The sequence below is a fragment of the Ruegeria sp. YTSB088 genome, from assembly GCF_059609825.1.
In genome coordinates, this window is sequence record NZ_JBXWMM010000004.1 from 243,268 (window position 1) to 256,915 (window position 13,648).

Below are 13,648 nucleotides of genomic sequence, written 5' to 3' on the forward strand. Positions count from 1 at the left end.
GTTAAGCAGCCAGTTCCGCAAATTGACGAAGCGGGCAGAGGCCGGGCGTGAACTGACCTTTGCGAACCATGTTCGCAACTTCGATCCCATCCAAAGTTGCCGATTCAAAAACAAAGGCCTTGAAGCACTGAATCGGTCGAGTACGCCTCTTGATAAACCGGTGGTCCTGCCCCGCGATATTGTTCAAGTAATTCCGCTTCGCCATCTCGATTGGGATCGGGCAGCCAAAGTTTTTTAGCATTCGTTGATGGCCTGGATGCCTGCGGTGTTGGCTCCGCTTTTGTTGATCACAATCTTCCTCGGCAATCCATTCGCGTCCAGCATCTTAGCGAAGAACTTGGTGGCGGTAGGTTTGTTAAGACGTCGCAAAAGCATGAAATCAAGGCTCTTGCCGTGCTTGTCGACAGCTCAATAGAGGTAAACTCACGCGCCTTTAACTTTGATGATAGTTTAGTCCATTCTCCACGAACGATCACATGGCGCTTTTCGACGACGCGCTGTTTCAGCGATCGCGCCGGAATACCATGTGACCCAACGGCTCAGTACAGTGGGATCAACAGAAATGCCGTGCTCGGCCATGATTTCTTCAAGGTCTCGATGGGAAACAGCGTAGCGGACATAAAAGAACACCGCGAACAGGATCACATCCTTCGGATACTGCGAATCTTTGAAAGAAATCATAGACCAACCTTCAACTGGATAACGCCGTTTGCTACACAGGCGATCCCGCCACGAAGGTCAGTGGTCAAAAGTTTGCAACAGATCCCGAGCGGATCATTACCGCGGTTGCCATCGCCATACTAGCGGCAGTCACCTTTTCTGTTTTGTCGGCTGATGGAATTTGGCCAGGCTGGCCCCGCTGGACCGGGTGGGCGACAGTCGGCGCCTTCTTCGTTTCACCCACCTTGAACTGGATCATGCCATCCGCGACGGAACGCAAGTCCCGAAGACCAATCATGACGGTGATGTTCTTTTTCGAGATTGCCGTCGTCTGGCATTAATCAACAGACGTCTTACTGACCAATGAAGTCCGCACGTCGCTCCAAAAGGGCTGCGCCCAAATAATCCACGAGAAGCCGGGCGCGTTGAACCCGCCGCAGCCCGCCGTGCATAAGAATCCAGGTTGAGCGACGTTGATCCAATTGGGTTCCAGGCACGCGCTGCAATTCCGGAAAGACGCTGGGAACCCAATTGGACAGGAATGTCATGCCAGCCCCGGCGCGGGCCAGATGCAGGTGCATTTGTGGGTCCGTGACGATGTGCCGAACGCGGGCCTCGGCAAAAGGCGTGGCCGCGATCATCTTTTGCAACTCGGGCACGTCCCCGTAGCCGATCCAGGTCAGACCTTTACCTTTCGATCCAGCGTTCGGTAGGTGCGCATCAATATAGCGACGTGACGCAAAGACCCCCAACGACAAGGGAAAGAGTTTGCGTCCGACGGCATCCTCCTCAACCTCAAGAACATGGCGGATTGATACATCCGTCTCGTCCTTCTCGATCGAATCGAGAAGATAGGACAGTTTCAGTTCAATCTCGATCTCCGGGTAAAGCGCGGCAAAATCCGCCAGAACCGGTGCGAGCAGATAATGCGCCGTCAACGGATCGGCCGACAAACGGATGCGCCCCGACGCTTCCCGGTCGAGACCTTTGACCGCGCTGAACCCTTTGAGCAGCGCCGTTTCCGCCTCGATTGCCAGTGGTAGCAAACGTCGTCCGGCCGCCGTGAGTGTCAGCCCCCCCGCGTTCCGGCGAAACAGCGTCGTTCCAAGCTGCGCCTCCAACCCTTCGATCTGTCGGCGCACAGTGGCATGCGTGCCATCCATCTGCTCGGCGCCAGCGCGAAGAGTTCCTGAGCGGGCAACTGCGAGGAAGGCGGGAAGTGACTTCCAATCCATTTAGCGTAACGTTTTTGAACCATTCCGGTTCAATATAGACAATTATTGGATCGAAAGAAAACCGATAACTCCATCATCGTACAATGAAGGAGATCACCATGGAAACGACACTCAACGCCTGGAGCGTCAGCCGCTACGGTGGACCCGACGTTCTCACCGCGGTCTCGCGCCCGGTTCCAGCGCCCGCCACAGCAGAGGTTCTGATCCGCATTCGCGCCTCTGCAGTTTCTCGTGCCGATGGGATGATGCGGGCTGGGCAACCGAAGTTTGCCCGCCTCTTTATTGGATTGAAGCGCCCTCGCGCGGGTTTGGCTGGCACCTGCTTTTCGGGCGATGTTGTCGCCGTCGGAGACACTGTAACGAAGTTTCACGTCGGCGACGCCGTCTTTGGTGAAGCCGGCCTTCGGTTTGGTGCCAACGCGACGCACATCAGCGTCGACGAGGAAGGCAGTCTTCTAAACAAGCCGGACACGGTAAACTATGGAGAAGCTGCCACGCTCTTTGATGGTGCGATGACATCTTGGCACTTCTTGACCCGCGTGGCAAAGGTGCAACCAGGTGAACGCGTGCTAATCCTTGGTGGGTCCGGGAGCCTCGGGACCGCGGCGGTCCAATTCGCCAAAGCACTCGGCGCAAAGGTCACTGCCAGCGCAAGCGCACGTAACACGGAGTTACTCCGCTCTCTCGGCGCTGACCATGCTGCGGACTACAACGTCGAAGACCCTCTCAAGCACGGGGCCGATTATGACGTTGTCTTCGACACGCTCGGGGTTTCGTCCTTTGGCGCGGCCAAACCCGCGCTTGTTGAGAACGGGCGCTATCTGTGTCCGGTGCTTGGGTTGGCGCTTTTGCGCGACACGATCCTGACCGGGCTATTCAGGCACAAAAAGGCGATGTTTGCTGCTGCCGGTATGACGAAACCCGAGGTCCATCGAGAAGAGTTGTCGGAAGTTCTGACGCTCATGGCCGAGAACAAGTTTTCGCCGGTGATGGATCGCGTCTATTCACTTTCCGACCTGGTCGAAGCGCACGCTTACGTCGAAACGGGCCGCAAGCGCGGCAATGTCGTCGTTGTTTAGCGAGTTGGAAAGATGACAACGCCCCTCATCATACTCTGCCTGCTTTTCATACCTCTTCTTGTCGCGCGGGCAATCGGCGGCACAGGTAAAACGCGCTTAGGTGGTACCATCGGCATCGCCCTTGCCTTCGCTTTCTTTGGCGTCGGTCACTTTGTCGAGACCAAGGCAATGACCCGGATGATACCACCGTTCATTCCCTTTGCCACGCCGCTCGTCCTGGCAACCGGACTGCTCGAACTTGGCGTTGCCGCCGGACTCATAAATCCTGCCAACCGTCGCCTGGCCGGACTTCTCGGCATCGGCGTCTTGGTCGCATTCTTTCCAGTCAATGTTTATGCCGCGTTCAATCACACCGGCATGGGCGGGCATGTTCAGGGACCGATCTACCTCCTGATCCGCGCACCGCTTCAGTCGTTGCTGATCTGGTGGGCGTGGTTCTTCGTGGTTCACCCCGGAGACGCGGTACAGTCAAACAGCCTCGGCATGATGCAAATTTTCCGGAAAGGACATTAAGATGCAGGAACATGACGTTCTCAACCTGATCAAACTGGCGGACACGGCAATAAATGCCGAAGACTTCGATACCCTCGTGGAGCTTTATGCTGACGACGCCGTTCTTGTGGTTCAGCCTGGCCAGATCGCACGCGGCAAGGTCCAGATCCGGAAGGCCTTCGAGGCAATCGCCAAGCATTTCGGGAACACGCTGACCGTCACGCAAGGTAAAGCACAGGTGATAAAGGGTGGTGGTACGGCGCTGGTGATCATGGAAACGGTGCTCCACACCGGAGAAGCCAAGGAACCAATTGACCGCCGTGCCACCTACGTTTTCGTACAAGACGAAACACGTGGATGGCTCTGTGCGGTCGACAACTCCTACGGTACCGATCTGCTCGACGAAGACTAACTTCGTTGTGGCGTGGCATCATCACGGAGACGTTTCCGGCGGCGCTGGTTGATCTGGCGCCGCCCTTTTTTGCTCCCAAGGCATACCGGCTGCATTGGCACCGCTCTTGTGAATCACGATCAATTCTGGAATTCCGTTGGTGGATAACGCTTTGGCAAGGAATCTGATGGCTGCCGGACGATTCCGTCGCTCAGACCGCATAAATCAAGAGTATTTCCTGCTTTGTCTACTGCTCGATGGAGGTACTTCCACTTCCCACGAACACGCAAATAGGTTTCGTCCATACGCCAAGATTTCAGTGTTGGGCGCTTTTTCGAACGGTCGCGTGCTGCGACCAACGGTGAATGTTTCGCCACCCAACTGTTCAAGGCAGTGTGGTCAACCCGCACATCGCGTAAAAAAAACCGCATCCTTGGGGAAGTGACTGCCTTTCGAAAAGAACATGGTAGTACCTGTTTGTGATCTATCCAAAGGCAACATACGCGGGACCCAGTGCTCTTTTCAAACCAAGTCCACAATGTGCGACACAACCCACTAAAATAGACGAACTAGCCTGGGTCTGAAAACGGATCGGGAGGTGTATTCAATCGAAGATGTCGCATGAAGGCCCGCGCGATTCTTGGAACCGGTTTTTGATCTGATACGACAAAGTGACCGCGATACCGCATCGGAGACTCAAATCGGACAAATGCCAAGTCGGGAGATCGATAGTGGTACACTGGAAAGGGGTTGATAACGGCCAGTCCCAACCCTTCACGTGCCATGTCCGCAGCGGCAAAAGAGGTGGAGACTTCTGCAACTATTTTCGGCTCGGCGCGAACCTGATGAAGCAATCGGTCAAGTTGTCCGCGCCGTCCATGTCTATACGTTAGGGCGATCAACTCCTGTTCATGCAGGTCAACCGGTTTAAGTATCTTTCGCCCGGAAAGCGGATGCTCGGGTCGCATAACGCAAACTGCGGGAGACTCGCGAAATGGGATGAGTTTGATACCAGCCCGGCTTTGTTCGATCCCGGTTACCGCAAGATCGAAACGGTTCTCAAGTATACCAAGCGTAACCATATCCGAAGTTGTTACCTCCAGGTTAACGAAAAACTCCGGGTTTCCTCGAATGAAGCTTGCGATGAGGGAAACGATATATCTATGCGCATAGCTGGGCGGTGCGACGAGGCGCAGTGTCTCCTGCACAGTTTCGCCCGGACCATCGATACGGTCCAATGCCTCGAATAAGGGATCCAGCCGCATATTGAGCCTCACGGCCTCTTGTGTGGGTCGCAATCGGCCCGCATCGCGCTCAAACAGCGTTCTGCCAAGTCGAGCTTCCAAGCTGCTGACGGACCGGCTTACTGCTGATTGAGACAAGCCAAGTTGTCGTGCTGCCGACGCGGTTGTTCCAGACTGCATGAGTGCGCGTAGTGCTTGATACTCTGGCAGCGAGTGCCAGTTGCGTGGTTTCTTCAATTGCACGACACCCACATGATTACGACTAGCTCTATGAGTAAAACTCATCAATAATTTTTGCAATTATGATGATAGCGTCTGTTAGCGTGTATCGAAATGATACTAGATCGGATGATGCAAAGTTGAGCACATATCCTCTTATCTTCGATGGGCACAACGACGTATTATCGAAGCTTTTTTCGTCGGGTGGTTTGGCTGAAGCTGACCGCTTCGTAACCGGTCTCGAAGGTGCGATAGATCTTACCAAGTCCAAGGTAGGTGGATTTGGGGGAGGTTTCTTTGCCATCTGGGTTCCATCCCCCATGGACGTCGATGCCAAGATGGAAGAGATGGTTCAGCCCAGCTATGATCTGCCGCTTCCTGATCAGATCGATGCGGAAGACGCTTTACCAGCGGCTATGAGCCAGATTGCCATTTTGCTTGAACTGGAACGATTGGGTGCGTTGAAAGTGGTCCGCTCGGTTTCAGATATTCGGGCTTGTAAGGCACAGGGTCAGATGGCGGCCATATTCCATATCGAAGGTGCCGAAGCGATTGACGCCGATCTGCACTCACTCGACGTTTTCCATGCAGCCGGGTTACGTTCTCTCGGGCCGGTCTGGAGCAGGCCGAACATTTTTGGTCACGGGGTGCCGTTCAGATATCCATCGGGGCCGGATACTGGTCCAGGGCTGACAGATCACGGATTGCGGCTCGTGCAGCGCTGCAACGCGCTTGGCATCATGTTGGATTTATCCCATCTCAATGAAAAAGGGTTTTGGGACGTGGCGCGATATTCGGAAGCGCCGTTGGTTGCAACGCATTCAAATGCCCATTCAATCTGTCCACATGCGCGAAATCTAACCGATGACCAGCTACGTGCCATTGCGGAAAGCGACGGGATGGTCGGTCTTAATTTCGCCGCAGCGTTTCTGCGTGAAGACGGACGGATGTTGTCTGATGTGCCTTTGACGCAGGTGCTCGTGCACCTTGATCATCTGATCGGCGTATTGGGCGAAGATCGCGTAGGGCTTGGGTCGGACTATGATGGGGCAGTGGTGCCGGATGAGATAACAGATATCTCAATGCTGCCCAGATTGAGAGATGCCATGGAAAACCATGGATACGGCAAAGAGCTCGTCAAGAAGCTCTGCCATGAAAACTGGTTGCGTGTACTTGAAAAAACCTGGGGATCGTAACCGTTGTTGAGAGATCTGATGACAGAGAGGACAAAATGAACGCATTTAATAGATTGCTTACCGGTGCGGCGCTGGGACTGGCGCTCGCCGTGACCTCGACTTCGGCAATGGCGGAGACACCGCCGAACATGCTGGTGATTGCAAACCGTATCGACGACATCACGACGCTGGATCCTGCGGAAAGCTTTGAATTTGCCGGGTCGGATGTCAGCCGGAATGTTTACCAAAAGCTTGTGAATTTTGACCCGCTGGATCTTGATGCAGGATATCAGCCAGACGTCGCGGAAAGCTGGGATGTGTCAGAAGACGGCAAGTCGATTACCTTCAAGATCAGGGAAGGGCTGACCTTTCACTCCGGTAATCCGGTAACTGCGGAAGATGTTCAGTTTTCTCTGCGCCGCGCGATCATTTTGAATAAAACGCCGGCCTTTATCCTGACCCAGTTTGGCTTCACACCGGAAAACGTCGAACAAACAATAGTCGCGGATGGTAACACTCTGACGATCACGACAGACAAGCCCTACGCAACATCCTTCGTTCTGAACTGTCTGACCGCGACCATCGGTGGCATCGTCGACAAAAAGACGGTAATGGAACACGACAAGGATGGCGATCTGGGCAATGAATGGCTCAAAACCAATACGGCGGGCTCAGGTGCTTACAGCCTGGTGAGCTGGAAGCCCAATGAAAGTGTAACCCTGAAGTCCAACCCTGATTTCTATCTGGGTGCCCCGGCAATGGAGCGTGTAGTTGTTCGTCACGTTCAGGAAAGCGCCAGCCAGCGCTTGCTGTTGGAGCGCGGTGACATCGACGTTGCCCGCAACCTGAACCCCGAAGACGTTGCAGGGGTGTCGTCGGTTGCAGGTGTCAAGATTTCGGATGAGCTGAAGGGCCGTCTGATGTATGTTTCGCTGAACCAGAAGCATCCCGAGCTCAGCAAACCTCAGGTACGTCAGGCGTTCAAATACCTGATCGACTATGAAGGGATGCGTGACAGCTTCCTGAAAGGTCAGTACACAATTCATCAGAATTTCCTGCCACAAACTTATCTCGGCGCATCTGATGAGAACCCGTTCAGCTTTGATGTCGAAAAAGCAAAGGCACTGCTGGATGAAGCCGGTGTTAGCGGACTTGAGATCGAAGTAGGTGTGCGAGAGGCGCAGGAACGGATTGAAATCGCCCAGTCCATGCAGAATGCACTCGCTCAGGTCGGTATCACCATGAACATCACCGTTGGTACCGCGAAGCAAATCCTGGCAAGGTACCGTGCACGGGAACTGGACGTCTATCTTGGTGCATGGGGACCCGATTATCCTGATCCGCAAACCAACGCGGGGACGTTTGCCTATAATCCAGACAATTCGGATGCGGCCAACGCAACTGGGCTGTTGGCATGGCGAAATTCCTGGGACACCGGCGGCCTGACAGAGAAAACGGCCGCAGCCGTTGTTGAGAACGACACCGTGAAACGGGCTGACATGTACAAAGAAATCCAGGCTGAGTTCCGTGAAACCTCACCCTTTGTCATTATGTTCCAGCAGATTGAACAATCGGCGCTGCGTGAAAATGTAACTAACTTCTCGACCGGCCAGGCGATCACGTCGGCATCATACTGGCAGGTGACCAAGTAAATGGCACTGGCCGAAAGACCAACTGAGGGGCGCCGCGCGGCGCCTCTTATCCATTGGATCAAGAGCATCCTTAAAACCGTTGGCACCATTGCTATTACAATGCTGGGCCTGCTGTTCGTGACCTTCATCATCGGTCGCGTCATGCCGATCGACCCGGTACTGGCGATCGTTGGCGAGCGGGCCTCGCAATCGACGTATGACGCGGTCTATCAACAGCTTGGTCTGGACAAGCCGTTGTTGGTGCAGTTCGGATACTATCTTTGGGATGTTCTGCATGGCGATTTTGGCAACTCTCTGCTGAATGCCCGCCCGGTGTCCGAGGATATTGCCCGCGTATTTCCGGCTACGCTGGAATTGGCAACCCTGGGTGTGTTGATCGGCATCTTTATGGGTGTTCCGCTGGGTGTGATCGCCGCTGTCAAGCGCGGATCGTGGATCGACCAGATTGCACGTGTGGTCGCGCTTGTTGGTTATTCGATGCCAATATTCTGGTTGGGGCTTATGGGTCTGCTGGTCTTCTACGGGATACTTGGCTGGGTTGGCGGCCCAGGTCGGCTGGACATTTTCTATGAAGATATAGTTCCTGCGCGAACAGGACTGATCCTTGTGGACAGCGCCATAGCTCAAGATTGGGATGTCTTCCGAAATGCTTTGTCCCATATCATCCTGCCAGCCGCGCTGCTGGGGTATTACTCGCTGGCCTACATCAGCCGGATGACGCGATCCTTCATGCTGGAACAGTTGTCGGCGGAATATGTTATTACCGCTCGCGTCAAAGGCCTGTCAGAGCGGCAGGTTATCTGGCGCCACGCCTTCAAGAATATCCGAGTACAGCTTATTACAGTCATCGCGTTGAGTTATGCTAATCTGCTTGAAGGTTCTGTTCTGACCGAGATCATCTTTAGCTGGCCGGGGATCGGCAGCTATATCACGACCGCTCTGCTAAGCGCTGACATGAATGCCGTTCTCGGAGGAACAGTGGTGGTTGGTCTGATCTTTATCTGCCTGAACATATTCTCGGACCTTCTTTACCGTTTCTTTGATCCGAGGTCGAAATGAGCGACATGACTTTGCGTCAGTGGCTGCTGACCGACGAACCCACATCCCGCCGGCATGCCAGATTGGCCAGCTTGTACAAAGGCTGGCTGACCTTGCGGTCGAACTCGATGGCTATGGTTGGTTTGGCAATCCTTGTGGTTCTCGTTTTCGCTGCCGTCTTTGCGCCTATCCTCGCGCCATATGATCCGTTTGTTCAGAATCTGTCCAGCCGATTGCTTCCCATCGGCGCCGAAGGACACTTGCTTGGAACCGACAGCTTGGGGCGGGATATTCTGTCCCGTCTGATCTATGGGGCGCGAATTACGCTATACATCGTGGCGCTGGTGGCGCTCATTGCCCCGGTCGCGGGTCTTTTGGTCGGGACTGTCGCCGGATATGCGGGTGGATGGGCAGATGTGATCCTCATGCGGATAACCGACATCTTCCTCGCCTTCCCGCGACTTGTTTTGGCATTGGCTTTTGTAGCTGCGCTTGGGGCAGGGATCGAAAACGCGGTGCTGGCAATTTCGCTCACGGCATGGCCGCCCTATGCACGCATGGCGCGGGCAGAAACGCTTACGATCCGATCGACCGACTATATCAACGCGATACGCCTTCAGGGTGCCGGGCCGCTGCGGATCATTACTCGGCATATCTGGCCGCTTTGTATCTCGTCACTGATAGTACGTGTTACGCTCGACATGGCGGGGATCATTCTGGCCGCAGCCGGTCTTGGCTTTCTTGGCTTGGGGGCACAACCGCCAAGCCCGGAATGGGGCGCGATGATTTCAGAAGGCCGCAGGTTCATCCTTGATCACTGGTGGGTCGCGACTGTACCGGGGCTTGCGATCTTTACGGTCTCACTCGCCTTCAACCTGTTGGGTGATGGGCTGAGGGACGCGCTCGACCCGAAGGATGGTGGACAATGAGTCTTTTGGATATCGAAGACCTGTGGGTTCGGTTCCCGACCCGGCAGGGTGTGTTTGATGCTGTGCGCGGTGTCTCTTTTTCGCTGGGGCGAGAACGTTTGGGTATCGTCGGCGAAAGTGGTTCCGGCAAGTCGATGACGGGCCGGGCCATTCTGCGCCTGATCCGCAAACCGGGTATCGTCGAGGCTGATCACATCAATCTGGAAGGTCAAGACCTGCTGAAACTCAGCGAACGCAAAATGCGCGAGGTGCGTGGCAAAAAGATTTCCATGGTCATGCAGGATCCGAAGTTCTCACTGAACCCAGTAGTTACTGTTGGAGAGCAGCTCATGGAGGCCTACCTTCAGCATAATTCCGGTTCAAAGGCACGCGCCAAAAAGATGGCGATCGAGATGCTGGAGAGTGTTTCGATCCGTGATCCCGAGCGTGTGATGCGGGCTTATCCGCATGAGGTTTCAGGTGGGATGGGGCAGCGTATCATGATTGCCATGATGCTAATTCCCAATCCCAAGATACTGATCGCCGATGAACCCACTTCGGCACTGGATGTCAGCGTTCAGCGGCAAGTACTGAACATTATGGACGGGCTGGTCAAGGAACGGGGAATGGGTTTGATTTTCATCAGCCATGATTTGAATCTGGTGTCCGAATTCTGCGACCGCGTCCTGATCATGTATTCCGGGCGGATTGTCGAGGTTTGCGAAGCTGACAAGCTGCACAAGGCCCGGCATCCCTATACCAGAGGGCTGCTGAATTCACTCCCGCGGCTTGATGACAAACGCTCACACCTGAGTGTGCTGGCCCGCGATCCGGCCTGGTCCGAAGCGCCAAGCGTGAGGGGATGAAATGATTGCTCTGGAAATCAGGGACTTGAATGTCTGGTTCGGTCACGCGCACGATCGCGTAGATGCAGTAAGAGGCGCGAGTCTTGAGGTAATGCAGGGCGAGAGTTTTGGTCTTGTGGGTGAGAGTGGTTCCGGAAAGTCGACTATTCTACGTGCAATAACGGGGCTTGCACCGCATTGGTCGGGTACTATCAACGTTGAAGGTCAGCCACTTTCCGGATCAAGACGGGACCGATCGTTTTTTCGAACCGTTCAGATGGTGTTTCAGGATCCATACGCTTCACTACATCCGAGGCACACGGTTGATCAGGTTCTCAGCGAAACAATTCACCTGCATGGATTGGATAATATCGACAAACGTGTAGCCGGGCTGTTGGACGATGTTGGGCTTGGGCAGCGTTTTCGGTACCGCTTTCCGCATCAACTCTCTGGTGGCCAACGACAACGTGTCGCGATTGCACGGGCCTTGGCCGGTGAGCCGGACATCTTGCTATTGGACGAACCCACTTCTGCTTTGGATGTCAGCGTTCAGGCTGAGGTGCTCAATTTGCTGACTGATCTGCGCAAACAGCGCGGGCTGACTTATCTAATGGTTTCCCATGATCTTCCAGTTATCGCGCATATGTGCAAAAAACTGGCAGTTATGCGTAATGGTGAGATTGTAGAGGTAATGTCCTCGGAGACTCTGCGCACGGGTCGTCCCAACCACGAGTACTCTAAGCAATTGCTTACTGCGTCGGTTGCTCCGCACCAGTAAAACCGTTCGCGACTACAGGTACGCTATCTCCGGATTTTACACCGGCGCGTGGACCCCTTTTGCTCCGGGATTGACACGATTTGCAGGTGCAGATGCGCGGTTATGTCTGGTGGCTAGGTGCCGCGGCGCTGGGCCTGATCGGGCTGTTCAGCCTGCTGACACCGTTCCAGGATCCGACCTGCTTCGAACGTTGGTTTAACTTGCCTGGGAGCCTGGTCTCGATGGCCGTTTCGCTGGTCATGCTGGCGTTGACCTGGGTGTTCTTTACGATCCTGAATGATCAGAAGGATCTGCAGCTCTTCCTTTCGGCGCTTGGGTTCTTTGTCGTCAGCTTCGTCGGCATCCGCATCAGTTTCTATCCGATGATAGTTCCGCCGTCGCTCAGCATCTAGCAGGCCGCCGCCCAGGACGAAAGCCTTGCTTTCGCACTGGTCAGAACCCTGATCCTGGTTGCGATCATTCTGACCTACACGGGTTATGCCTATTGGGTGTTCCGCGGTCTTGTGGTTCGCAAGCGTGGTGGGGCGAGCTGCCGTCGCATTTGCCATCCACCTGGTCATCTGAATGTAAGCCCCGCGTAGGAGCAGAGCCGTAGTGTATTGGTCTCTTTCTGCAGTCCTGCATCGCCGAGAAGATTCTCCGGGATATTGCCAAATTGTTGACCGGGATTGATCTGGGTGTGTCAGCGTCATTGGTATTCCGCCTCATATGCCTCGACTGTAAGGCGTCCGCTACCTTCGTGACACCATTGCGCGCGCAGTACGGGTGTACCACTGATTAGCGTCGAGCACGGCTGATGCCGAACACCTGCTGGTGGTGTCGGGCGTCATTGTCAGCCGGGAAGCGATCCGACTGTGGGTCAATCGCCTTGGACGACATTTTCTAGGTTGCGTCCGCCGGGATAGAACGGATCGCCATTTTCATCGAGGTGGCCCTTAAAGATTTTTTGCGAGAGAGCCCTGTTCCGGATACAATACGTGTCACCTGGCGAGGGATTGTATGCGCTATTTATTATTGCAAGTATTGGCGATTGTTGCTTTTGCAGACGCGCTGTGCGCGGAAAAGAGCGATTATATCGAACTTGCACAGAAAGGATGGGGGTATGAGCTTCGGTCCACGATGCTGGGGCGCGATATGGCGATTCCAGTTCACATCAATGGCCGCGATCAGGTTGGTGCAGCCTTGTGCCTGGTCGGCGAACAACCGCATCCGCAAACGCTGGTCGTTCTTGATACTTTTCGAGAGTTGCTGAAACACAGCTTCGGCCACCCGACACCCATGCGGTACGCTGGCCCGTCTGCGCGGGATTGTGGAACCGGTCGAACCGTGGTTTTGCGATTGTATTCCGGGTTCCCTCCCAATCGGGACCTTTCAGCAGATATCGACTGGCTCAGTGAACTCCACCAGCTTGGACTGCCTGCGGGTCGAAACTATGTGGTGACATCACCGGCGATGGCGCAGACCTTTTTTGGCCATCGGGGGCAGGGGACCCATATCGTGGTCAAACAACCGGCCCATGATCGCCCCGGCAAGCTTGAAAGGGACTTTCACAAATCGATTCTGCTGGAAGAGCTGTTTCAGTCCTTCACCTTTGGCATGGACATCCTGCTATATGACAAGTCGTCAGGGTTTTTGTCCAAACTGCAGGAAACGCCGGTAAACTTGCAGCGTCTGCCTTGGAGTTCGCACGACTTTATGCGCGCATTGTTGGCTTCGAACCCAAGCGGTCTTTGTGCCTTTGACATCTTCATGATGCACGCAGTCGCGCAATCCCCGGTGGATCAAACCATAGACCCCGGCTTTATCGAATACATTGATACCCAATATGATCGCCTATGGGCGCAGACGGATGAAACCCTGGCCAATCCCAGATTTGCAGCTCTTTTGGACGAAGGCTGCACCAAGTCGGTTCGTGTGCCCAGGTAATACCAT

14 protein-coding genes and 3 pseudogenes are annotated in these 13,648 nt (G+C 54.7%); 12 read left to right on the forward strand and 5 right to left on the reverse strand.

Annotated features, from left to right (window positions below):
- Position 1 precedes the first annotated feature (1 nt).
- Positions 2–681, reverse strand: a pseudogene (locus AC2FFA_RS08590) (IS6 family transposase).
- A 332-nt stretch (positions 682–1,013) separates the two neighbouring features.
- Positions 1,014–1,895, reverse strand: coding sequence for a LysR family transcriptional regulator (locus AC2FFA_RS08595; RefSeq protein ID WP_496851159.1), 882 nt, complete (start codon positions 1,893–1,895; stop codon positions 1,014–1,016).
- A 98-nt stretch (positions 1,896–1,993) separates the two neighbouring features.
- On the opposite strand from AC2FFA_RS08595, the gene AC2FFA_RS08600 reads away from it, so the two are divergent.
- From AC2FFA_RS08600 to AC2FFA_RS08610, 3 genes are read left to right on the forward strand one after another with little or no spacing between them, the layout of a single operon-like run.
- A complete protein-coding gene (locus AC2FFA_RS08600; RefSeq protein ID WP_496851160.1) occupies positions 1,994–2,974 on the forward strand; it encodes an NAD(P)-dependent alcohol dehydrogenase in 981 nt (326 codons plus the stop codon).
- A 12-nt stretch (positions 2,975–2,986) separates the two neighbouring features.
- The gene (locus tag AC2FFA_RS08605; protein WP_496670266.1) at positions 2,987–3,487 is read left to right on the forward strand and encodes a DoxX family protein; all 501 of its coding nucleotides are present in this window, start codon (positions 2,987–2,989) and stop codon (positions 3,485–3,487) included.
- Between the two features lies 1 nt (position 3,488).
- Complete coding sequence (locus AC2FFA_RS08610; RefSeq protein WP_496851162.1) at positions 3,489–3,878, forward strand: YybH family protein; 390 nt, start codon at positions 3,489–3,491, stop codon at positions 3,876–3,878.
- Positions 3,879–3,997: 119 nt separating this feature from the next.
- On the opposite strand, the gene AC2FFA_RS08615 is transcribed toward AC2FFA_RS08610, so the two are convergent.
- The 3 genes and pseudogenes from AC2FFA_RS08615 to AC2FFA_RS08625 form a co-directional block, all read right to left on the reverse strand.
- Positions 3,998–4,288: a DDE-type integrase/transposase/recombinase gene (locus AC2FFA_RS08615; protein ID WP_496851163.1), complete on the reverse strand. Its 291-nt coding sequence runs from the start codon at positions 4,286–4,288 to the stop codon at positions 3,998–4,000.
- Between the two features lie 138 nt (positions 4,289–4,426).
- Positions 4,427–5,122 (reverse strand): LysR substrate-binding domain-containing protein, encoded by a 696-nt coding sequence (locus tag AC2FFA_RS08620; RefSeq protein ID WP_299898359.1) that lies wholly within the window; start codon positions 5,120–5,122, stop codon positions 4,427–4,429.
- Positions 5,123–5,146: 24 nt separating this feature from the next.
- Positions 5,147–5,386, reverse strand: a pseudogene (locus tag AC2FFA_RS08625) (helix-turn-helix domain-containing protein); the annotation flags it as partial.
- 74 nt (positions 5,387–5,460) lie between these two features.
- Here AC2FFA_RS08625 and AC2FFA_RS08630 point away from each other — a divergent pair.
- From AC2FFA_RS08630 to AC2FFA_RS08670, 9 genes and pseudogenes are all read left to right on the forward strand, one after another.
- Entirely contained in the window at positions 5,461–6,516 is a 1,056-nt protein-coding gene (locus AC2FFA_RS08630; RefSeq protein WP_496670271.1) for a dipeptidase, read from the forward strand.
- 35 nt (positions 6,517–6,551) lie between these two features.
- The gene (locus AC2FFA_RS08635; protein WP_299897627.1) at positions 6,552–8,147 is read left to right on the forward strand and encodes an ABC transporter substrate-binding protein; all 1,596 of its coding nucleotides are present in this window, start codon (positions 6,552–6,554) and stop codon (positions 8,145–8,147) included.
- Positions 8,148–9,206: an ABC transporter permease gene (locus AC2FFA_RS08640; RefSeq protein WP_299897630.1), complete on the forward strand. Its 1,059-nt coding sequence runs from the start codon at positions 8,148–8,150 to the stop codon at positions 9,204–9,206.
- Complete coding sequence (locus tag AC2FFA_RS08645; protein ID WP_299643393.1) at positions 9,203–10,114, forward strand: ABC transporter permease; 912 nt, start codon at positions 9,203–9,205, stop codon at positions 10,112–10,114. Before AC2FFA_RS08640 ends, AC2FFA_RS08645 begins: the two co-directional genes overlap by 4 nt.
- Positions 10,111–10,959: an ABC transporter ATP-binding protein gene (locus AC2FFA_RS08650; protein WP_117872988.1), complete on the forward strand. Its 849-nt coding sequence runs from the start codon at positions 10,111–10,113 to the stop codon at positions 10,957–10,959. The genes AC2FFA_RS08645 and AC2FFA_RS08650 overlap by 4 nt, the downstream gene beginning before the upstream one ends.
- A gap of 1 nt (position 10,960) precedes the next feature.
- Positions 10,961–11,716 carry an ABC transporter ATP-binding protein gene (locus tag AC2FFA_RS08655; protein ID WP_496851166.1) on the forward strand — a complete coding sequence of 252 codons (756 nt, stop codon included), beginning with the start codon at positions 10,961–10,963 and terminating at the stop codon, positions 11,714–11,716.
- An 86-nt stretch (positions 11,717–11,802) separates the two neighbouring features.
- On the forward strand, positions 11,803–12,108 hold the full coding sequence (locus AC2FFA_RS08660) for a hypothetical protein (protein WP_496851334.1): 306 nt from the start codon (positions 11,803–11,805) through the stop codon (positions 12,106–12,108).
- A 355-nt stretch (positions 12,109–12,463) separates the two neighbouring features.
- Positions 12,464–12,622 (forward strand): annotated as a pseudogene (locus tag AC2FFA_RS08665) (IS6 family transposase); the annotation flags it as partial.
- Positions 12,623–12,715: 93 nt separating this feature from the next.
- Entirely contained in the window at positions 12,716–13,642 is a 927-nt protein-coding gene (locus AC2FFA_RS08670; RefSeq protein WP_496670275.1) for a hypothetical protein, read from the forward strand.
- Positions 13,643–13,648: the final 6 nt, after the last annotated feature.

Bases quoted from the DNA above. Each gene is read 5' to 3' on its own strand.
- AC2FFA_RS08595 (WP_496851159.1), bottom strand. From the start codon at position 1,895: ATGGATTGGAAGTCACTTCCCGCCTTCCTCGCAGTTGCCCGCTCAGGA.
- AC2FFA_RS08650 (WP_117872988.1), top strand. From the start codon at position 10,111: ATGAGTCTTTTGGATATCGAAGACCTGTGGGTTCGGTTCCCGACCCGG.
- AC2FFA_RS08645 (WP_299643393.1), top strand. From the start codon at position 9,203: ATGAGCGACATGACTTTGCGTCAGTGGCTGCTGACCGACGAACCCACA.
- AC2FFA_RS08600 (WP_496851160.1), top strand. From the start codon at position 1,994: ATGGAAACGACACTCAACGCCTGGAGCGTCAGCCGCTACGGTGGACCC.
- AC2FFA_RS08615 (WP_496851163.1), bottom strand. From the start codon at position 4,288: ATGCGGTTTTTTTTACGCGATGTGCGGGTTGACCACACTGCCTTGAAC.
- AC2FFA_RS08610 (WP_496851162.1), top strand. From the start codon at position 3,489: ATGCAGGAACATGACGTTCTCAACCTGATCAAACTGGCGGACACGGCA.
- AC2FFA_RS08635 (WP_299897627.1), top strand. From the start codon at position 6,552: ATGAACGCATTTAATAGATTGCTTACCGGTGCGGCGCTGGGACTGGCG.
- AC2FFA_RS08670 (WP_496670275.1), top strand. From the start codon at position 12,716: ATGCGCTATTTATTATTGCAAGTATTGGCGATTGTTGCTTTTGCAGAC.
- AC2FFA_RS08605 (WP_496670266.1), top strand. From the start codon at position 2,987: ATGACAACGCCCCTCATCATACTCTGCCTGCTTTTCATACCTCTTCTT.
- AC2FFA_RS08655 (WP_496851166.1), top strand. From the start codon at position 10,961: ATGATTGCTCTGGAAATCAGGGACTTGAATGTCTGGTTCGGTCACGCG.
- AC2FFA_RS08640 (WP_299897630.1), top strand. From the start codon at position 8,148: ATGGCACTGGCCGAAAGACCAACTGAGGGGCGCCGCGCGGCGCCTCTT.
- AC2FFA_RS08620 (WP_299898359.1), bottom strand. From the start codon at position 5,122: ATGCGGCTGGATCCCTTATTCGAGGCATTGGACCGTATCGATGGTCCG.